The sequence below is a fragment of the Pseudomonas shirazensis genome (assembly GCF_014268785.2).
GTDB classification, from domain to species: domain Bacteria; phylum Pseudomonadota; class Gammaproteobacteria; order Pseudomonadales; family Pseudomonadaceae; genus Aquipseudomonas; species Aquipseudomonas shirazensis.
This window is the reverse complement of the sequence record NZ_JABWRD020000001.1, coordinates 2,319,626-2,338,853: the sequence shown is the minus strand read 5'-3', so window position 1 is coordinate 2,338,853 and position 19,228 is coordinate 2,319,626. Positions and strand designations below refer to the sequence as shown.

Sequence of the window (19,228 nt, the reverse complement as noted above, 5' to 3'; positions counted from 1 at the left end):
TCAGAGCATTACCCAAGCAAGCGTCATTCCATCTCGATGATGACCTGCTCCTGCCATTTTTGCGGCAGCGCCTTGGAGGTGGTCTCCCAGGCTGTGGCGTCCTTGATTGGCTGGGCCGGCGCGTACTGCTCGTTGGGCAGCAGCTTGGCCTGTACATCAGCCGGCAGCTTCAGGTGCTCGGCACGGATCGGCCGCGCGTGGCCGTTGGCCAGGTTGATCTGGCCGGCGTCGCTGAAGATGTATTCGCGAGCCAGCTTGGCCGCGTTGGGGTTTTTGGCGTACTTGTTGATGATGGTGGTGTAGCCCGAGGTAATCGAGCCGTCAGCCGGGATCAACACCTCGAAGCGCTCAGGGTCGATCTGCTGGCGGTAGCTCAGGCCATTGAAGTCCCAGACCACGCCGACTTCCACTTCGCCTTTCTCCAGGGTCTGGATGGTCGGGTTGGCCAGCGACAGGCGTTTCTGCTGAGCCAGCTTGGTGAACAGCTGCAGGCCTGGCTCGATGTTGCGTTCATCACCCTTGTAGGCGATGGCCGCAGCGAGCACGCCGTTGGCCGCCTGGGCTGCGGTGCCGACGTCACCGATGGCGACCTTGTACTTGCCCTTCTCGAGGTCGTGCCAGGTTTTTGGCCGCTCGCCTTCCTTGACCAGCTGCTTGTTGATGATGAAAGCAATGGTGCCGGTGTAGGCCAGCGCCCAGTGGCCGTCCTGGTCCTTGGCCCAGGTCGGTACCTGATTCCAGGTGCTTGGCTTGTACGGCTGGCTCACGCCCTTGGCCACGGCGATCGGGCCAAAGGCGGCACCGACGTCACCGATGTCGGCGCTGGCGTTGTCCTTTTCCGACTCGAACTTGGCGATTTCCTGCGCCGAGCTCATGTCGGTGTCCATGTGCTTGAGGCCGTACTTGCTGGCCAGGTCATCCCAGGTGGCTTTCCAGTTGGCCCACGCATCGGGCATGCCCACGCTGTTCACCGCGCCTTCCTTGCGGGCTGCATCTTCCAGTGTCTTGAGGTCGTCGGCGGCCATTGCCGAGGTGCACAGGGCGATGGCCGAACCGAGCAATGACGCCATGAAAAACTGTTTCATCCGAAGCTCCTTGGGTGGGAATGCCTTGCAGGCGATATGAGGATGCAAACCGTGCGCGTGACGTAAGTGGTCTAGGTCAGCAAACCTTGCGCCAAGGTAGGCTGCCAGCGTGACAGTTTGATGTAGGTCAGCGGCTTGGCCGGCCTACCGGGATGCCTGAAAATACAGCGTAGACCAGATCCCAGGCCTTGATTCGCCTGGCCTGATGCATTTTCGCCGACGTCCCAAGCGCTCCTGTAACCGGATGTTCATGGCCTGTATCTAGGCTTGCACTATTCTCCAGTTACCCTGTGGTGGGGCTGGACTAGTCCAGATAGGTAACCTTTGATGCAAGCGACGCCAGCGCGCGCGGTAACAGTCATCTGTCATGCCCTGCAGGAGCAGATCGAGCACGGCCTGCTGGCGCCGGGCGGCAAACTGCCGGCCGAGCGCAAACTCAGTGAAGTCTTCGCCACCACGCGCATCACCCTGCGCGAAGCACTGCTGCAGCTGGAGGCACAGGGTTTGATCTATCGCGAAGAGCGCCGTGGCTGGTTCGTTGCGCCGCAGCGGTTAAGCTATGACCTGATTGCCCGTAGCCACTTCCACGCGATGGTTCGCGAGCAGGGGCGGGTGCCGGCCACCGAGCTGTTGTCGGCGCGCCTGCAGCCGGCCTCGGCGGCGATCTGCGCGCGCTTGCGCCTGCCGGGGTTGTCCAGCGTGGTGCAGATCTGCCGGGTCCGGCGCATTGACGGGCGCGCAGTGCTGTATACCGAGCACTACCTGGCGCCAGCGTACTTCCCGCAGATTCTCGAGCAGGACCTCAGTCAGTCGCTGACCGAGATCTACGCTCGCGAGTATCAGATTGAATATGGCCGGGTCTGCTTCGAGATCCTGCCCACCGCGCTACCCTTGGCTGCCGCCAGCGCGCTGAAGATTTCGGCGGGCAGCCCGGGCCTACAGGTGACCCGGGTCAACTGCGATCAGCAGGGTCATCTGATCGACTGCGACCTGGAGTACTGGCGCCATGATGCAGTGCGGATCAGGGCGGAGGCGGGGTAGTTGGTTTCCATGCAGAGCTGCATGCTGGAAGACACCTTACGGTGCCTCCCAAAAGATTTATAGGCAATTATAGAGCGATTATAGAGACGGCTTTGCTGCTGGCGTTTCGTTGGCAACCGCTTCGCTCAGCCCGCCGCCTCCTGCTGTGACCACTTGCACCGACAAGCGCGGCATCGCCAGGTCCAGGCCGGCCTCATCAAGCTGGCGTTTGAGCGCTAGGTTGAACGCCCGCGACACTTCCCACTGCTTGATCGGCGCAGTCTTGAAGCGCGCCCGCAGGATCGCCTGGCCGGCCTCGAAGCTTTCCACCCCTTGCAACTCCAGTGGCGACCAGATGTTGCGGCGCATCAGCGGGTCGCTGCGCAGGGTCTGGCCGACCTCACGGATCAGGGTGATGGCCTTGTCGATGCTCATGCCGTGAGGCACGGCCACGCGGAAGATCGCATAGCCGAACTCACGCGAGTAGTTCTTGATGCTCTTGATTTCGCTGAACGGGATGGTATGCACGATGCCATCAATATCGCGCAGGCGCACGGTGCGTATCGTCAGGCCCTCGACGGTGCCCAGGTGGCCGCCGACTTCGACATAGTCGTCGATGGCCAGTGAGTCTTCGATGATGATGAACAGCCCGGTGATCAGGTCGGCGACCAGCGACTGCGCACCAAAGCCGATGGCCAGGCCGATGACACCGGCACCGGCCAGCAGCGGCGTGACGTTCATGCCCATGTTGGCCAGGGCGACAATCACCGCAATGATGAAGATGGCCACGAACATGACGTTGCGGATCAGCGGCATCATGGTCTGCGCGCGGGCGTTGGCCAGACCACGGCGCGAGCGCACCAGCGCATGATGCACCGCCGTGTCGGCGAGGATCCACACCAGCCAGGCGGCGATCAGGGTACCGGCCAGGCCGAGCAGACGCAGGCTGACGTCATGCCCTTCGCCTTCGGCAAAGCCGATCATCGACAGGCCCCAGACGCGCAGGCCAAGCTCGATGAACGCCAGCCAGATCAGCACATGCAGCAGGGCGTAGCCAAAGTTGCGCAAGCGCTCGGCATACACCGCCTGACGGCGATTGATCCGCTTCGGGTTGGCCGCGTGGCGGCGCACCAGGCCATTGACTACCATGCACACCACCACCAGCACGGTGCACATCAGCGACTGGCGCAGGGCCGTGCTGGTATCGCCAGCGGAAACGAAGGTGGCCACCAGCGAGATCGCCACCAGAATCATTGCCGGAATGAACCAGAAGCTGCCGAGAATCTCGATGGTGTCACTCAGGGTGCGCCGGTTCAGCCGACGCGACAGTGGCTGGTTGCGAATCAGGTGGGCAATCGGGCGGCGGAAGCGCAGCACGAACAATCCGGTGCACAGCGCCGCCAGCACGTTGGCCATGGTCGCCAGAGCGTGGGCCAGATGGGTGCCCAGCGCTGCGGTCAGGCGCGGGTCGTTCATCGCTTCGCCAAACGCCGCGAAACTGCCGATCAGCCACAGCGGGCGAAACGCCTGATGCCGCAGAATATGCAGGGCGCGGTGGCGGTGCGGGCCATCGAGCAGGGAGAAGGCAATCACGCAGATCGCCGAGAAGCAGGTGCCCACTACCAAGGCGTAAGCCAGCACCATCGCCATCGATTTGCCCAGCGATGGGGGCAGGGCGAAGCTCAGGTAGACGGTGATGATCAGTGCCACCAGCCAAGGCCCCAGTTTGCGCAAGGCAAACAACACCAGGTCACCGGTGCGAGGGTATTGCGGCAGCTCAGCCTTGAGACCGAAGCGCAGGCGCACGCGCTGACCTATCCAGTTGAACAGCATGGCCAGCAAGCTCCACACCGCAATCACAGCCGCGAAGCCGAACAGAATCGCCGGCCACTGCTGCACCGGCACCATCAGCGCGCTGAGCTCATCTTGGGCCTGATTGATTTCCAGCGACCAACGCCGAAACGGGCTTTCATCGCCGCTGAACTGCTTTTCAATGTCATGCAGGGCGCCGCTGATGAGCCCGAGCACACCTTGTTCCGGGTTGGCCTGGGTCTGTTTGCTGGCATCACGGAGTTTTTTCAGGTCGGCCAGCAGCTTGCTGCGTTGCTGGTCGTTTTCGAGGTTCTTGATCACCTCGTCCAGCGACTTTGCCAGCGGCTCGCTGGCTTGCGGTTGTGCCGGCGCGTTCGAGCCGAGCAGGCCGGGAATGCCGGCGGCATAACTCGGCGTGATGAACAGCAACAGCAGCAGGGTCAGGCAACGCAGGAAGACAGGCACCGGAAAAACTACCTCAGGACAATCGATCGACCGAGTGTAGAGGTTTATGTGGGCAGTTTCTCGAGGATCTTCCAGCACATGATGCCGAAAATGCCCAAGGTGCCGATCCACATCATCAGCACCCCGGCGTTGCGCTCGCGCAGGCTGAAGCCGATGGTCAGCAGCATCAGGAACAGGAATACCGGAACGAACAACGAGAGAAAGGGCGACATGCGACAGAATCCTTCTGCGGGGTAACTGGAGAGCCACTATGCATCCAGCATAGCGGCTGCGCCGAGGGTGGCCATTGACCCTCGGCAGGTTGCCTTCACGGCAGTTCGCGGGTGCGGTAGAACGCGCTCAGAACCTTGACCAGGTGAGCCAGGTCATGGCTGCCGCACAGCTCGCGGATCGAGTGCATGGCAAAGGTCGGCAAGCCGATATCGACCGTGCGCACACCCAGGTGGCTCGCGGTGATCGGGCCGATGGTCGAACCACAACCCATGTCGCTGCGCACCACAAAGCTCTGCACTGGTACTTCTTCAGCCATGCACAGGTGGCGGAAGAACCCGGCGGTTTCGCTGTTGGTGGCGTAGCGCTGATTGTTGTTGACCTTGATCACCGGCCCGGCATTGAGCTTGGGCCCATGATTACCGTCGTGCTTGTCGGCGTAGTTGGGGTGCACGCCGTGGGCGTTGTCGGCCGAGATCATCAGCGAACGCTGGATCACGCGAACGTATTCGTCGCCATCCGGCAGCAGGCGCTGCAGGGTTTGTTCGAGCATTGGGCCGTCGGCGCCACAGGCCGAGCTGGACCCGACTTCTTCATGGTCGGTGCAGACCAGCACGCAGGTCTCGTCGCTGTCGGTTGCCAGCATCGCCTGCAGGCCGGCATAGCACGACAGCAGGTTGTCGAGGCGAGCGCCGGCGATGAAGTCACCATTGAGGCCGATCAGGGCCGCGTCCTGGGTGTCGTAGAAGCTCAGCTCGTAGTCGAGCACCACGTCGGCATTCAGTTCGTGTTCGCGGGCCAACTGCTCGGTGAGCACAGCGCGGAAATCGACCCGCTCATCACCGGCCACCTGGGCGATGATTGGCGGTAGTTCGAGCTGGGCATTGATCGGCCAGCCTTCGTTGGCGGTGCGATTGAGATGGATCGCCAGGTTGGGGATCACCGCGATCGGCAGCTTGAAGTCGACCAACTGGCTTTCGACCTTGCCGTCGCGGCGGAAGGTTACCCGCCCGGCCAGCGACAGGTCGCGGTCGAACCACGGCGCCAGCAGCGCGCCGCCGTAGACTTCGACGCCCAGCTGCAAAAAGCCTTGGCGCTGCAGTTCAGGCTGCGGCTTGACTCGCAGGCACGGGCTGTCGGTGTGCGCGCCAACCATGCGGATACCGCTCAGCAGCGGTGACAGCGAACCGAGCTTGATCGCGATCAGCGACGAGTCGTTGCGGGTCAGGTAGTAACGCCCGCCAGGCACGGTGGCCCAGCTGTCACGCTCGTCGAGGCGCTGAAATCCAGCGGCTTCGAGGCGCTGGACCAGGCTTGCCGTGGCGTGGAAGGGCGTCGGGGAGGCCTTGAGGAATTCGATCAGGCCCTGGTTCAAAACATCGCGCATAGTTCACTCCAGACAGCAATGGCGCGAGTTTAACGCAGTTCTGCGACGTTTTGTGTCGGCGCACAGCGACTTCAGAACGGAGCCGGGCACTCGAACTTCAAGCGCTCGCCGCTAACCGGATGGGTAAAGCTGAGCATGCTCGCGTGCAGGCATAGACGCTCATGAGCAGCCAGCGCCTCCGGGTTGGCGTACAGCCGGTCGCCGAGCAGCGGATGGCCGATCGACAGCATGTGCACGCGCAGTTGATGCGAGCGGCCGGTGATCGGCGTCAGCTCGACCCGGCAATGGTCGCCACAGCGCTCGACGATGCGCCAGAAGGTCAGTGCATGCTTGCCTTGGTCATGGTCGACCACATGCCGCGGTTTGGTCGGCGGGTCATAGCGCAGTGGCAGGTCGATGCTGCCGCTGTCCAGCGCAGGCTGGCCCCAGCACAGTGCGGTGTAGGCCTTTTCGGTTTCGCGATCATGAAACTGGCGCGACAGTTCTCGATGACTGTCGGCATCCCGAGCGAGCAGGATGATCCCCGAGGTTTCCCAATCGAGGCGATGCACGATCAGCGCTTCCGGGTAGCCGTTTTCCTGCAGGCGGGTGATCAGGCAGTCCTTGTTGTCGTCGGCGCGGCCCGGCACCGAAAGCAGCAGGGTCGGCTTGTTGATGACCAGGACAGCGTCGTCCTGATGAAGGATGTGCACGTTCGACAGGGGCATTGGTGCGTCTTCTCTGGAAAAACTGACAAAAGCGGCCCTGAACCGCAAAACAGCCACGGACGGCACCAGATGTTCTGGTTGCGTCAGTGGCTGCTTCGCGGTTCAGGGCCGCTCCTGCAGGTGTGCCCGCAGCGTTTATTAACGCTCGGGCAGGGTGATGTTCAGCTCGAGGATCGAGCAGCTGCCTTGGTTCTCCAGGGCAACCACCACGTCATCGTTGCCAATATTGACGTACTTGCGGATCACCTCGACCAGTTCTTTCTGCAGCGCCGGCAGGTAGTCCGGCGTGGTGCGCTGACCGCGCTCGTGCGCCACGATGATCTGTAGACGCTCTTTCGCTACCGACGCACTGCTCTGTTTCTGTCTGCCACGAAAGAAGTCAAAAAGGTTCATGGTTTACTTGCCTCCAAACAGGCGCGCGAAGAATCCTTGCTTCGGCATTTCGATGAACCGCAAAGGAAGGGTCTTCCCGAGCAGGCGGTCGATGGTGTCGCTGTAGGCCTGGCCTGCATCGCTCTGGTCATCGAGGATGACCGGCACGCCCTGGTTCGAGGCTTTGAGCACGGCTTCCGATTCCGGAATCACGCCAACCAGGTCAACCGAAAGGATGTCCTTGACGTCTTCGACGCCGAGCATTTCGCCCTTGCTCACGCGCTCTGGGTGGTAGCGGGTGATCAGCAGGTGTTCCTTGATCGGGTCTTCACCACGCTCGGCGCGGCGCGACTTGCTTGCCAGCAGGCCGAGCATGCGGTCCGAGTCACGTACCGAGGAGACTTCCGGGTTGGTCACAATGATCGCTTCGTCGGCGAAATACATGGCCAGGTGGGCGCCCTTTTCGATACCCGCAGGGGAGTCGCAGACCACGTATTCGAAGTTTTCCTTCAGGTCCATCAGGACCTTCTCGACGCCTTCCTGGGTCAGCGCGTCTTTGTCGCGGGTCTGGCTGGCGGCCAGCACGAACAGGTTCTCAAGGCGCTTGTCCTTGATCAGGGCCTGCTGCAGGTTGGCTTCGCCGTTGACCACGTTGACGAAGTCGTACACTACGCGACGCTCGCAGCCCATGATCAGGTCGAGGTTACGCAGGCCGACGTCGAAGTCGACGATGACAGTCTTGTGCCCGCGCAGGGCCAGGCCGGTACCGATGGCGGCGCTGGTGGTGGTCTTGCCCACACCCCCTTTGCCGGAAGTAACCACGAGAATCTTGGCCAAGGTGTTTCACCCCTAAATAAAATAGTCGGGACAGCAGTCCCTGAAAAAGCACAAAACGGCAACGATGAAAAAGTTGCTCTAAAAATGCCGCAAGTATCCGTTAAAGCCGGGTGATGTTCAACACATCGCCAGACAGGCTGACCTGTACCCCCGAACCCCACAGTGGGTCGCGACGCAGGTCTTCGCAGACCCGGTACTGACCGGCAATCGAGACCAGCTCTGCGGTCATCTGCTGGCAGAAGATGCGCGCCTTGGTGTTGCCCTTGATCCCCGCCAGGGCCCGACCACGCATTGCGCCGTAGACATGGATGTTGCCATCGGCAAGAAGTTCCGCGCCCGGGCTGACCGATGTGGTCACCACCAGGTCACCGCCCTGGGCGTAGATCTGCTGGCCACCGCGCACCGGCGTGGTGATGATCCGGGTCGGCCGCACTTCCGGCTCGGCGGGCACCACCGGCACTGGTTCTGGCTCGGGCTTCTTTACTTCCGGCTCAGGCTCCAATGGCCGCTCGCGGGCACCGGACGGCGGCAGCACGGGCAGGTCGATGGCAATCGCCGCAGCGATGTCTTCGATACGGTTGGCGCGGATCGCCAGAGTGCGCAGGCCATGGTGGCGGCAGATGCGCATCAGCCCGGGCAAATCGATGGCGCCTTCGCCGGCCGGCAGTTTGTCCAGCGCCAGCACCAGTGGTGTATTGCTGAAGAAATTCGGTGCCAGGGCGACTTTGGCCGCCAGCTGGCGGTCCAGCGATTCAAGGTCGTTGCGCGCCAGTTCCAGAACGGTAATGGCAAGCATGCTGCCCTTGAGCTGGAACGCGGGGGCGTGTTCGGGGGTGTGGTTTGGGCTCATGGTCTGCATAGACGGCTTGTAACGGAAAAAGTGCCCTGACTTATAACGAGAACGCGGGTTGCCCGCAACCGGAGGCGATCCGTTGTAGAATGCGCGGCCTTTGTCTTTCCGGAAGCTTGAATGGAACGCCCGCGTTTTCGTCGTTATTTTCTCCACCCGCGATTCTGGGGCCTGTGGTTGGGCCTGGGGCTGCTGTGGCTGACTGTGCAACTACCTTATCGGGCACTGCTAGCGCTGGGCCGTGCGCTGGGCGCGGTGATGTATCGCTTTGCCGGCGAGCGTCGGCGCATCGCTGCGCGCAACCTCGAGCTGTGCTTCCCTGAGCTTTCCGCCGACCAACGGCTGCGGTTGCTTAAAGAAAACTTCGCCTCCACCGGCATCGCCTTCTTCGAAATGGCCATGAGCTGGTGGTGGCCAAAGGCCCGGCTGGCGCAGCTGGCGCATATCGAAGGCATCGAGCACCTGCAGGCCGCCCAGCGCGATGGCCAGGGTGCGATTCTGATGGCGGTGCACTTCACCACTCTGGAAATCGGCGCCGCACTGCTCGGCCAGATGCACACCATCGACGGCATGTACCGCGAGCATGGCAATCCGCTGTTCGACTTCATCCAGCGCAGTGGCCGCGAGCGGCATAACCTCGATTCGCTGGCGATCGAGCGCGAGGACGTGCGCGGCATGCTCAAGCTGCTGCGCAGCGGCCGCGCGATCTGGTACGCACCGGATCAGGACTACGGCGCCAAGCAGAGTGTGTTCGTGCCGCTGTTCGGTATCCCGGCGGCAACGGTTACCGCTACCACCAAGTTTGCCCGTCTGGGCAAGGCGCGGGTGATTCCGTTCACTCAGCGCCGGCTTGAGGATGGCAGCGGTTACCGTTTGGTTGTGCATCCACCGCTGCAGGACTTCCCGGGCGAGACCGAGGAGGCCGACTGCCTGCGCATCAACCAGTGGGTCGAGAGCGTGCTGCGTGAATGCCCGGAGCAATACCTGTGGGCGCATCGCCGCTTCAAGTCCCGCCCTGAGGGCGCGCCACGGCTATACGACAAGAAGCAGCGCTGACGCCAGTGCTTCCAGGGAGGATCACATGACTGCAACCACGGGCCTGATTCTCTCTGGCGGCGGTGCCCGCGCGGCTTATCAGGTGGGGGTGCTGGCAGGTATTGCCGAGTTGCTGCCGCCTGGCGCGGCCAACCCGTTCCCGGTGATCGTTGGCACCTCGGCCGGGGCCATCAATGCGGTGACGCTGGCCAGCGGTGCCACTCGTTTTGCCGAATCGGTGCAGCGCCTGACCGCCTTCTGGCAGAACTTCAGCAGTCACCTGGTGCTGCGCAGCGACTGGCCCGGGGTGATTCGCCAGGCCAGCCGGTTTGTCAGCCACAGCCTGTTGGGTTTTGGCGGCGACGTGCCGGTGGCGTTGCTCGATAGCAGCCCGCTTCGTGGCCTGTTGCAAGCGCACCTGCATCTTGACGGCATTGGCGAGGCGCTGGCCAGCGAGCAATTGCGCGCCGTGGCCATTACCGCTTTTGGCTACGACTCGGGCCAGGCAGTGACCTTCTATCAAGGCGGCGAGACGATTCAGCCATGGCTGCGCCACCGCCGGATTGGCGTGCCAACCGCGCTAAGCATCGAGCACTTGCTGGCCAGCTCGGCGATCCCCTTGCTGTTTGCCCCGGTCAAGCTTGGCGACGAGTACTTTGGCGATGGTGCGGTGCGCCAGTCGGCGCCGATCAGCCCTGCCTTGCACCTGGGCGCGAGCCGGGTGCTGGTGGTCGGCGTCAGCGGCAACCCGCAACGGCCGGCGCCGCCATTGCCCAGCCAGCGTCTGTTCAGTGGTCGCCAGCCAAGCCTGGCGCAGATCGGCGGGCATATGCTCAACAGCACCTTTATCGATAGCCTGGAAGACGACATCGAGCTGTTGCAACGGCTCAATCACCTCAGCCACCTGCTGCCGGCGCATTTGAATGCGCGGGCGCTGGGCCTGGCGCCGATCGAGGTACTGGTGGTTGCGCCGAGCCAGCCGCTGGATGAAATCGCCGCGCGTCATCGACGCCAGTTACCGGCGGCTTTGCGCATGTTCCTGCGTGGGCCCGGGGCAACCCGCACGAGTGGGGCAGGGGTGTTGAGTTATCTGCTGTTCGAGGCGAGTTATTGCAGCGAGCTGATCGAGCTGGGCCGGCGCGATGCCCTGGCCAAGCGGGGGGCGCTGAGTCGTTTTCTCGGCTTGTAAGTTTTGGGGCCGCAAAGCGGCCCCAATATGCTGATTACTCGGCGATCTGCAGTTTGCGCGCCTGGGTGTAGACGTAGCGCACCTTCTCGTATTCGAACGGCGAATTCAGCTGGCCATAACGGAAGGCAGTGGTGTAGCGCTTGTCCACAGCCCGTAGGAACAGGATCTCCGGGTGGTCGCTGGTGACATTGGCCATGTCCAGGTAGTTGATCGACTGTTCGCCGGCGTAGTCCACCACCACCCCGGTGGTGTCGCGCAGGTTTGATGGGCCGAGGATCGGCAGCATGATGTACGGCCCGTCGGGTACGCCATAGAAGCCCAGGGTCTGGCCGAAGTCTTCACTCTGGCGCGGCAGGCCCATCTTGGTCGCCGGGTCCCACAGGCCGCCGACACCGATGATGGTGTTGAACATCAGCCTTGCAGTGATCTTCGCCGACCGCTCGGCCTTGAGCTGCAACACGCTGTTGAACAGGTTGGGCACATCGCCAAGGTTGCTGAAGAAGTTGCTCACCCCAGTACGCACGAAGCGTGGCGTGATCGCGGTATAACCGTCGACGGCAGGCAGCAGCACCCACTGATCGAAGCGATAGTTGAAGTGGTAGATGCGCCGGTTCACCGACTCCAGCGGATCGTAGACATTCAGCGCGGTCAGGGTCGAGCGCTCGAACTCACGCTGGTCCAGCCCAGGGTTGAATTTGAGCGAGCGTAACGGGTCGAGAAAGCCATCGCTTTGCTCGACCGGCGCATCGGCCACGTTGGCATCGATCACGCTGGTACGCGGCGCGATCTCCTCGGCCTGGGCATGCCCGGCGGCGAGCAAAGCGGTGACGAGCAGCAGTCGTTTAACCACGGAAGAACTCCAGCATGGCGTCGCTGTTGACGCGGTAATTAAGGTTGCCGCAATGGCCGCCGTGCGGGTACAGGGTCAGCCGATCGCCAAATACTTTACGCAGAAAACCGATATCGCCAGGGCCGAGGATCAGGTCGTCGGCATTGTGCATGACGGCAATCTTCGGGCTTTTGCTCAGGTAGCCTTCAAGGGCGTACAGGCTGGCTTGATCGACCAGCTGCAGCACGCTGCCACCGTCGGTGCGCACGCGCCACATCGGGATCACCTGCTCGGTCAGGTAGCACTCGAAGTCGCACTGCAGGGCGCGCTTGAACGCCGGGGTCAAGCTGGTGCCTTCGGTGATCGGCTGCTTTGGCGGGGTAATCAGGCCGCGGCGGTTGATCAGGTCGGAGGTAAAGGCAATGTCGGCCGCCGAGAAGCGGAACGAAGTGCCGATCAGCATCGCCATTTGCTCGTTGGACAGATGCTCGCGCGAGCGCTGGAAGTCATACAGCAGCGCGTCGTTGAGGTCGATGTAGCCCTTGTCCTGGAAGTACCGGGTGAGCTTTTCCAGCATCAGCTCGTAGAACGTGGTGCTGCGGTCGATGCCCTTGACCTGGGTCTGCACCAGCTTGTCGAGGTTGCTCACCGAGGTGTAAAGGTTCACCGGCGGGTTGAGCAGCAGTACGCGCTTGAAGTTGAAGCTGCGCCGGGTTTCGTCCAGATGGCTGACAAACGCCGCGTCCAGAGCACCCAGGCTGTAACCAGTGAGGTAGAAGTCCTTGATCGGCAGACGCGGGTGCTGCGCGCGCACCGCCTGCATGACCCGGTACAGGTCCTCGGCATCCTCTTTGGTCACGCCAGGCGTGGCGAAGCGCGAAGCGGCGCTCATGAAATCCCAGCTGGTCGGCGACGACAGCTGCACGACATGGAAGCCTGCCTGGTAGTAGAGCTTTTTCAGGTATTCGTTGGTCGAGCTGCTGTAGGGCGCGCCGGTGCCGGCAATGATGAAGATCAGCGGCGCCTCGTGGTCCTGACGGGCCATGCGGTACTTGAGCTTTTTTACCGGCCAGAAGTTGTCCGGCAGGGTGAACTCACGCTCCGGACGCAGGGTGAGGCTGTAGTCTGCCTGGGTGATGTCTTCATCACTGGGCAGCGTCGGCCGCAGTTCAGGCGGGGTGGAGGCAATTGTCGCCTCGAACGGGTTGGTCAAGGGAAAGCCATAGCTGGCGGCGTCGATATCCCGCGCCGAGGCGGCCGCAGCCATAAGCAAGCCACCCAGAAGGGCAGCGAGGCGCAGTGATCGAAGCATTGAATCCCCCAGAATATTCGGCAAGGCATGACGGTACGCAGGCTCTGACCACGGCCCAGCAGGCAAAGTTGCCGGGGCATGGCCATTTGTTATGCCAGTTTTTACCGCGCCAGTGAATAGCGCGGTAACGATCGCTCTGTGCAACATAGCTGCTGCCGGGAAATCTTGCCTTGCACAGATGCCGCCATTGATTATGCTGGCGTTTGTTTACATTTGCCCGGAGATCTTCATGCCTCGTTCATTGCCCGTCATTGTCCTGCTGCTGTGCCTGCCGTTGTGGCTGGCAGCCAGCTATGGCGTGCGCTACGGGCTGATGGAGGACGGCCAGTGGGTTGGCCTGTGCGGCGTGCCTGCGCAGTATTGGCAATGCCAGGTGCGCTCGCTGCTGGGCCTGGCGATTCATTTTCAGCTGCTTGCCTGGCTGGCTGTGGCCCTGAGCGTGCTCGCGCAACTGCTCAAGGGCCGCGCCGGCTGGTATCTGGCCGCTGTCGGCTTGCTGTTCGGGCTCAGCGCGCTGGTGCTGTATACCGCCAGTATCGCCGTGTTCGCGGTGGTGCTGGCCGGCTTGCGCCTGGTGCGTCAGGCACAGGTCGCCAGATTGGCATGAGCGTCAGCGCGTGCGCAAACTGCGCCACAACGCGCCGACCATCAGTATGCTGACCACTGCCCAGGCCCAGGCTTGCTGGTTGGCCAGCCCTTCACGGTACAGCTGTGGCAGCACTCCCGCGCCGATGATGAATGCCAGCAAGGCCACCTCGGCCCGACGCGCCACGACTGGTCGCAGCAAGTACACCAGCGCCGGCAACAGCAACGAGGCAGTCGGGAAGCTGCGATAACGCGGCTCGAAGACCATCGCCAGCATGCTCACTGCAGCGGCAAAACCCGCCGCCAGCAGCAGCCAGCCGGCGCGCGCTTCAAACCAGGCAAACAGCCGCTCACGCCAACCCTGGCGCTGCGCCAAGGCCAGCAGGGCGTGGGCCAGCACCAGCAGGTTCAGGCCTGCCAGCAACACTGCCCACAGCCATTCGCCGGCAAAGCGTGCGTTGGTCCGCATCAATTCGCCCCATAAGCCAAGGCTGGCAGCACCAATCGCTGCAAGCAACGGCAGCAGCAGTGCGGCCCGGGCATTGACCGGGCGCCCGGCAAACAGCAGCGCCGCCAGCAGCAACAGCGCACTCGCCGCCAACCACTGTGGCCACAGAGCCAGGTTGCTGACCGGCCCTTCGAGAATGCCTTTATCCTGCCGGTCGGCGTCGTATAACCCCCAGTAACCGCCCACCGCACCTTCGCTGGCGCGCTTCCAGGGCTGGTCGAAGGCTTCGATCAGGTTGTAGCTCCAGTCGTTCTGCTCTGCCATCGCTACAAAACCGCGAATGAAGCGTGCCTCGTTGACCCGGCTGGGCAGCGCCGTTTCACGCTGGCGGCCTTCGCTGGGCCAGCCGGTCTCGCCGATCATGATCTGCTTGGGCGCAAAACGGGCGCCGAACACCTGGCGCACCTCGGCGACATGGGCCAATGCCTGGTCGATGCTGCGTGGGTCATCTTCCCAGTACGGCAGCAGGTGAATGGTCAGGAAGTCTACTGCCGGCGCGATCTGTGGATGCTGCAGCCAGAATTCCCAGACATCGGCGTAGGTCACTGGCACCGTGACCTGGGCCTTGACCCGCTTGATCAGCTCGGCCAGGCGCTCGCCGGTGACTTCCTTGCGCAGCAGGGTCTCGTTGCCGACGATCACTGCACTGACCACATCGGGGTTGGCATTGGCCGCGGCAATAAGCAATGCGACTTCCTTGTCACTGTCGATCGGATTGGCATTCACCCAGGCGCCGAGCATGACTTTCAGGCCATGCTTGCGCGCCAGCGCCGGGATCGCCTCAAGACCGGTCATCGAATAGGTGCGGATGCACTGAAAACGTTCGGCCAGCAGGGCCAGGTCGGCGTCCATCCGCGCCGGCCGCAGGCGAAACGGCTGGTCGAACGGCGATTGGTCCTTGTCGAACGGGGTGTACGAGGCGCACTGCAGTTTATGCGTCGGGCTGGCGGCGTCGGGCAGCAGCACCGGCTTGCCCAGCCCGTACCAGAGCGTGCCCAGCCCGGCAAGGGCGAGCAGGCAGGCGAATAGAAAGAGTGGCAGCAGATTGCGGGCGGAGCGGGGCATCGGGCGGTCCATCGTCAGGCGCAAAGGGCTAGATGATAGCCGCAAATCGCCGGCGCCAACGCATTGGCATGCAAGGATCGCGCAGGCCAATGTCGGCCGATGGCGCTAATGGCCAAGTGCTGTCGCATCTGGTTAAGGTAGAGGTCGCGGCTGGAGCAGGTCGCGCTTTGTTGCAGGTTGATGATGCTATCTCCGAGACCTGACGAGGGGATGCATTGATGAACATGCGACGTATGCTGGGGGTGGGGTCCGCCCTGTTGTTGGCCATGAGCGCTGGGCAGGCCATGGCTAAAGAAGTAAGCATCGGTTATGTCGATGGCTGGGCCGACAGTGTTGCGACCACCAACGTCGCCGCCGAGGTTATCAAGGAAAAACTCGGCTATGACGTCAAGCTGCAGGCAGTGGCAGCCGGGATCATGTGGCAAGGGGTTGCGACCGGTAAACTCGATGCGATTCTCTCGGCCTGGCTGCCGGTGACCCATGGTGAATACTGGGCCAAGAACAAGGACAAGGTGGTCGACTTCGGTCCTAACTTCAAAGACGCCAAGATTGGCTTGATCGTGCCTGAGTACGTCAAGGCCAACAGCATCGCAGACCTCAAGACCGACACCAGCTTCAAGCAGAAGATCGTCGGTATCGACGCAGGCTCGGGCGTGATGATCAAGACCGAGCAGGCGATCAAGGATTACGACCTGACCGGTTACAAGCTGCAAGCCAGCTCCGGCGCCGGCATGACCGCCGAACTGGGCCGCGCCGAGAAAAAGCAGGATTCGATTGCTGTCACCGGTTGGGTGCCGCACTGGATGTTCGCCAAGTGGAAGCTGAAGTTCCTCGAAGACCCGAAAGGCGTGTTCGGCGCGGCTGAGACCGTCAACAGCATCGGTAGCAAGGACCTGGAGAAGAAGGCCCCGGAAGTTGCAGCGTTCCTGAAGAAGTTCCAGTGGCAGTCCAAGGATGAGATCGGCGAAGTCATGCTGGCCATTCAGGATGGCGCCAAGCCAGAACAAGCGGCCAAGGATTGGGTCGCCAAACACCCTGAGCGCGTGGCGGAGTGGACTGCCAAGTAACGCGTTGAACGAGCCATAGCAGCATCGCCGCCCAAGGTTGAGTCGTCACCTTGGGCGCGCTGTTTTCAGCCAAATCAACACTGCACTGGCTGATGTTTGTTACCAAAACCGCAAAACACTCTTGCATCTAAGACTAAGGTCGTCTGGTTGGCGTCCAACAGCAGCATAAAGTTACAGGTGGGTTATCCATAATCTGTGCTGCTAGGACAAAAACAATGAACGACAGCATTTACCTCTCGATACAGAACAGTCCGCGCTTCAAGGAACTGGTCAGCAAACGCGAGCGATTCGCCTGGATTCTTTCGGCAATCATGCTCGGCCTCTACTGCGGATTCATCTTGCTCATCGCCTATGGCCCGCACCTGCTCGGCGCCAAGATCAGCCCAGAGTCGTCCATCACCTGGGGCATCCCCCTGGGCGTCGGCCTGATCCTTTCAGCCTTTGTGCTGACCGCCATCTATGTGCGTCGCGCCAACGGCGAGTTCGACGAACTGAACAAGGCAATTCTGGCGGAGGCCAAGCAATGATGCGACCTACCAAAACTTTGGCCGTATTGGCCTGCGGTGTCTTCGCACCCGCTGTGTGGGCGGCTGACGCGCTCACCGGCGAGGTGCAGAAACAGCCCCTGAACATGGCCGCCATTCTCATGTTCCTGGCCTTTGTGTTGTTCACCCTGGGGATTACCTACTGGGCTTCGAAGCGCAACAAGTCAGCCTCGGACTACTACGCAGCCGGCGGCAAGATCACCGGTTTCCAGAACGGCCTGGCGATTGCCGGTGACTACATGTCTGCGGCGTCCTTTCTGGGTATTTCCGCGCTGGTGTTCACCTCCGGTTACGACGGCCTGATCTACTCGATCGGCTTCCTGGTCGGCTGGCCGATCATTCTGTTCCTGATCGCCGAGCGCCTGCGTAACCTGGGCAAGTACACCTTTGCCGACGTGGCGTCCTATCGCCTCGGGCAAAAACAGATCCGCACCCTGTCGGCCTCGGGCTCGCTGGTGGTGGTAGCGTTCTACCTGATTGCGCAGATGGTTGGCGCCGGCAAGCTGATCGAGCTGCTGTTCGGCCTGGACTACCACGTTGCGGTGATTCTGGTCGGCATCCTGATGTGCATGTACGTGCTGTTCGGCGGCATGCTCGCGACCACCTGGGTGCAGATCATCAAGGCCGTGCTGCTGCTGTCCGGTGCCAGCTTCATGGCGCTGATGGTGATGAAACACGTCAACTTCGATTTTAACACGCTGTTCTCCGAAGCGATCAAGGTACACGCCAAGGGTGAAGCAATCATGAGCCCGGGTGGCCTGGTCAAAGACCCGATTTCGGCGTTCTCGCTGGGCCTGGCACTGATGTTCGGTACCGCCGGCCTGCCGCACATCCTGATGCGCTTCTTCACCGTCAGCGATGCCAAGGAAGCGCGCAAGAGCGTGCTGTACGCGACCGGCTTCATTGGTTACTTCTACATCCTAACCTTCATCATCGGTTTCGGCGCGATCCTGCTGGTCAGCACCAACCCGGACTTCAAGGACGCCGCCGGCGCGCTGCTGGGTGGCAACAACATGGCTGCGGTGCACCTGGCTGACGCTGTGGGTGGCAGTATCTTCCTCGGCTTCATCTCGGCAGTGGCCTTCGCCACCATCCTGGCGGTGGTTGCCGGCCTGACCCTGGCCGGTGCCTCGGCGGTGTCGCATGACCTGTATGCCAGCGTCTGGCGCAAAGGCAAGGCCAACGACAAGGACGAGATCCGTGTGTCGAAGATCACCACGATCTTCCTCGGCATCCTGGCCATCGGCCTGGGCATTCTGTTCGAGAAACAGAACATTGCCTTCATGGTCGGCCTGGCGTTCTCCATCGCCGCCAGCTGCAACTTCCCGGTTCTGCTGCTTTCGATGTACTGGAAGAAGCTGACCACCCGCGGCGCCATGATCGGCGGCTGGCTGGGCCTGATCAGTGCCGTTGGCCTGATGGTGCTTGGCCCGACCATCTGGGTGCAGATCCTCGGTCACGAAAAAGCCATCTATCCGTACGAATACCCAGCACTGTTCTCGATGCTGATTGCCTTCGTCGGTATCTGGTTCTTCTCGGTCACCGACAAGTCCAAGGAGGCAGCCAACGAGCGTGCGCTGTTCTTCCCGCAGTTCGTTCGTTCGCAAACCGGCCTGGGTGCCAGTGGTGCGGTTTCTCACTAACCTGCTCTGAGCATGAACAACGCCCCGCATAGTCGGGGCGTTGTCGTTTTTGCTGCGGCAAGAACTGCTCAACCCGCACGCTGGGAAATTTCCCAAGCGCGGTCAGACCAATCCTAGAGTTTGCCCACCGGCATTTCCGAATAATCGCTCCTGCCAACGGCGCTGTGCCGCTTGTGCACGCTTCCTGTGGCGTTCCTTACAGGATCCAAGGAGATACATTCGTGAAAGCATTTGTGCTGGCGCTTCCCCTGGCTGTTCTGGCCGCCAATTCGGCCATCGCGGCTGACCCGATCGAAAAACAGGTGCTGATCACCGCCACCGTCCCGACTGCCGCGTTCTACGTCGAGCCGGTCGGCGGCAACTGGATGAACGACCCTCAAGACATGGCCTGGAACTCGTTTCAAGGCACCCTCGAGCCGATCCGCAAGCAACTGCAAGCCAAAAGCACCATCGGCCCGATCACCGCGCACCTGCTGACTCCGGCCGCCGTCACCAGCGGTGTCAACGTGATCGATCTGAACGTCAAGGTTGGCGCTACCACCCTGACCACCACCGCAACCGAGGTGCTCGCAGCGCCGCAAGCCGCTACCGGCACGACCCTGGACTTCATGGTCGAGCCAACCGTACCGGCCGGTGGTTATCAGCCGGGTAGCTACCAAGGCCTGGTCAGCATGATGTTCGAGACCGCCGCGCCGATCCCTTGAT

Annotated in this window: 19 protein-coding genes; 8 read left to right on the top strand and 11 right to left on the bottom strand. The window is 62.0% G+C overall.

Going from position 1 to position 19,228, the window contains the following annotated elements; genetic code table 11:
* Positions 1–23: 23 nt before the first annotated feature.
* Positions 24–1,085, bottom strand: a complete 1,062-nt coding sequence (locus HU736_RS10730) for an ABC transporter substrate-binding protein (protein WP_186701519.1) — start codon at positions 1,083–1,085, stop codon at positions 24–26.
* 327 nt (positions 1,086–1,412) lie between these two features.
* On the opposite strand from HU736_RS10730, the gene HU736_RS10725 reads away from it, so the two are divergent.
* Complete coding sequence (locus HU736_RS10725; RefSeq protein ID WP_101321692.1) at positions 1,413–2,126, top strand: UTRA domain-containing protein; 714 nt, start codon at positions 1,413–1,415, stop codon at positions 2,124–2,126.
* Between the two features lie 78 nt (positions 2,127–2,204).
* On the opposite strand, the gene HU736_RS10720 is transcribed toward HU736_RS10725, so the two are convergent.
* From HU736_RS10720 to minC, 7 genes are all read right to left on the bottom strand, one after another.
* Positions 2,205–4,382 (bottom strand): mechanosensitive ion channel family protein, encoded by a 2,178-nt coding sequence (locus HU736_RS10720; protein WP_186701520.1) that lies wholly within the window; start codon positions 4,380–4,382, stop codon positions 2,205–2,207.
* Positions 4,383–4,426: 44 nt separating this feature from the next.
* A complete protein-coding gene (locus HU736_RS10715; RefSeq protein WP_178080787.1) occupies positions 4,427–4,594 on the bottom strand; it encodes a hypothetical protein in 168 nt (55 codons plus the stop codon).
* Between the two features lie 95 nt (positions 4,595–4,689).
* A complete protein-coding gene (locus HU736_RS10710) occupies positions 4,690–5,979 on the bottom strand; it encodes a M18 family aminopeptidase (RefSeq protein ID WP_103438238.1) in 1,290 nt (429 codons plus the stop codon).
* A 71-nt stretch (positions 5,980–6,050) separates the two neighbouring features.
* Positions 6,051–6,734, bottom strand: a complete 684-nt coding sequence (locus HU736_RS10705; RefSeq protein WP_264081776.1) for an RluA family pseudouridine synthase — start codon at positions 6,732–6,734, stop codon at positions 6,051–6,053.
* A 90-nt stretch (positions 6,735–6,824) separates the two neighbouring features.
* Positions 6,825–7,079: a cell division topological specificity factor MinE gene (gene minE / locus HU736_RS10700; protein ID WP_101321688.1), complete on the bottom strand. Its 255-nt coding sequence runs from the start codon at positions 7,077–7,079 to the stop codon at positions 6,825–6,827.
* 3 nt (positions 7,080–7,082) lie between these two features.
* Complete coding sequence (gene minD / locus HU736_RS10695) at positions 7,083–7,895, bottom strand: septum site-determining protein MinD (RefSeq protein WP_186701522.1); 813 nt, start codon at positions 7,893–7,895, stop codon at positions 7,083–7,085.
* 100 nt (positions 7,896–7,995) lie between these two features.
* On the bottom strand, positions 7,996–8,754 hold the full coding sequence (gene minC, locus HU736_RS10690; RefSeq protein WP_103438235.1) for a septum site-determining protein MinC: 759 nt from the start codon (positions 8,752–8,754) through the stop codon (positions 7,996–7,998).
* A 111-nt stretch (positions 8,755–8,865) separates the two neighbouring features.
* On the opposite strand from minC, the gene HU736_RS10685 reads away from it, so the two are divergent.
* Together HU736_RS10685 and HU736_RS10680 are read left to right on the top strand one after the other, a co-directional pair.
* A complete protein-coding gene (locus tag HU736_RS10685) occupies positions 8,866–9,801 on the top strand; it encodes a lipid A biosynthesis lauroyl acyltransferase (protein ID WP_186701523.1) in 936 nt (311 codons plus the stop codon).
* Positions 9,802–9,826: 25 nt separating this feature from the next.
* Positions 9,827–10,969 (top strand): patatin-like phospholipase family protein, encoded by a 1,143-nt coding sequence (locus HU736_RS10680; protein ID WP_103438233.1) that lies wholly within the window; start codon positions 9,827–9,829, stop codon positions 10,967–10,969.
* Positions 10,970–11,003: 34 nt separating this feature from the next.
* On the opposite strand, the gene HU736_RS10675 is transcribed toward HU736_RS10680, so the two are convergent.
* Both HU736_RS10675 and HU736_RS10670 read right to left on the bottom strand, forming a co-directional pair.
* On the bottom strand, positions 11,004–11,819 hold the full coding sequence (locus tag HU736_RS10675) for an MlaA family lipoprotein (protein ID WP_103438232.1): 816 nt from the start codon (positions 11,817–11,819) through the stop codon (positions 11,004–11,006).
* Positions 11,812–13,110 carry a serine/threonine protein kinase gene (locus HU736_RS10670; protein WP_103438231.1) on the bottom strand — a complete coding sequence of 433 codons (1,299 nt, stop codon included), beginning with the start codon at positions 13,108–13,110 and terminating at the stop codon, positions 11,812–11,814. The genes HU736_RS10675 and HU736_RS10670 overlap by 8 nt, the downstream gene beginning before the upstream one ends.
* A gap of 229 nt (positions 13,111–13,339) precedes the next feature.
* On the opposite strand from HU736_RS10670, the gene HU736_RS10665 reads away from it, so the two are divergent.
* Positions 13,340–13,717: a hypothetical protein gene (locus HU736_RS10665; protein WP_186701524.1), complete on the top strand. Its 378-nt coding sequence runs from the start codon at positions 13,340–13,342 to the stop codon at positions 13,715–13,717.
* 3 nt (positions 13,718–13,720) lie between these two features.
* On the opposite strand, the gene HU736_RS10660 is transcribed toward HU736_RS10665, so the two are convergent.
* Positions 13,721–15,280, bottom strand: coding sequence for a glycoside hydrolase family 17 protein (locus HU736_RS10660; RefSeq protein WP_103438230.1), 1,560 nt, complete (start codon positions 15,278–15,280; stop codon positions 13,721–13,723).
* 206 nt (positions 15,281–15,486) lie between these two features.
* Here HU736_RS10660 and HU736_RS10655 point away from each other — a divergent pair, with 206 nt between their 5' ends.
* From HU736_RS10655 to HU736_RS10640, 4 genes are all read left to right on the top strand, one after another.
* Complete coding sequence (locus tag HU736_RS10655) at positions 15,487–16,335, top strand: glycine betaine ABC transporter substrate-binding protein (RefSeq protein ID WP_186701525.1); 849 nt, start codon at positions 15,487–15,489, stop codon at positions 16,333–16,335.
* A 215-nt stretch (positions 16,336–16,550) separates the two neighbouring features.
* Positions 16,551–16,862: a DUF485 domain-containing protein gene (locus tag HU736_RS10650; protein ID WP_101321679.1), complete on the top strand. Its 312-nt coding sequence runs from the start codon at positions 16,551–16,553 to the stop codon at positions 16,860–16,862.
* On the top strand, positions 16,859–18,523 hold the full coding sequence (locus HU736_RS10645; RefSeq protein WP_103438228.1) for a cation acetate symporter: 1,665 nt from the start codon (positions 16,859–16,861) through the stop codon (positions 18,521–18,523). Before HU736_RS10650 ends, HU736_RS10645 begins: the two co-directional genes overlap by 4 nt.
* Before the next feature lie 221 nt (positions 18,524–18,744).
* Positions 18,745–19,227 carry a CS1 type fimbrial major subunit gene (locus HU736_RS10640; protein WP_186701526.1) on the top strand — a complete coding sequence of 161 codons (483 nt, stop codon included), beginning with the start codon at positions 18,745–18,747 and terminating at the stop codon, positions 19,225–19,227.
* Position 19,228: the final 1 nt, after the last annotated feature.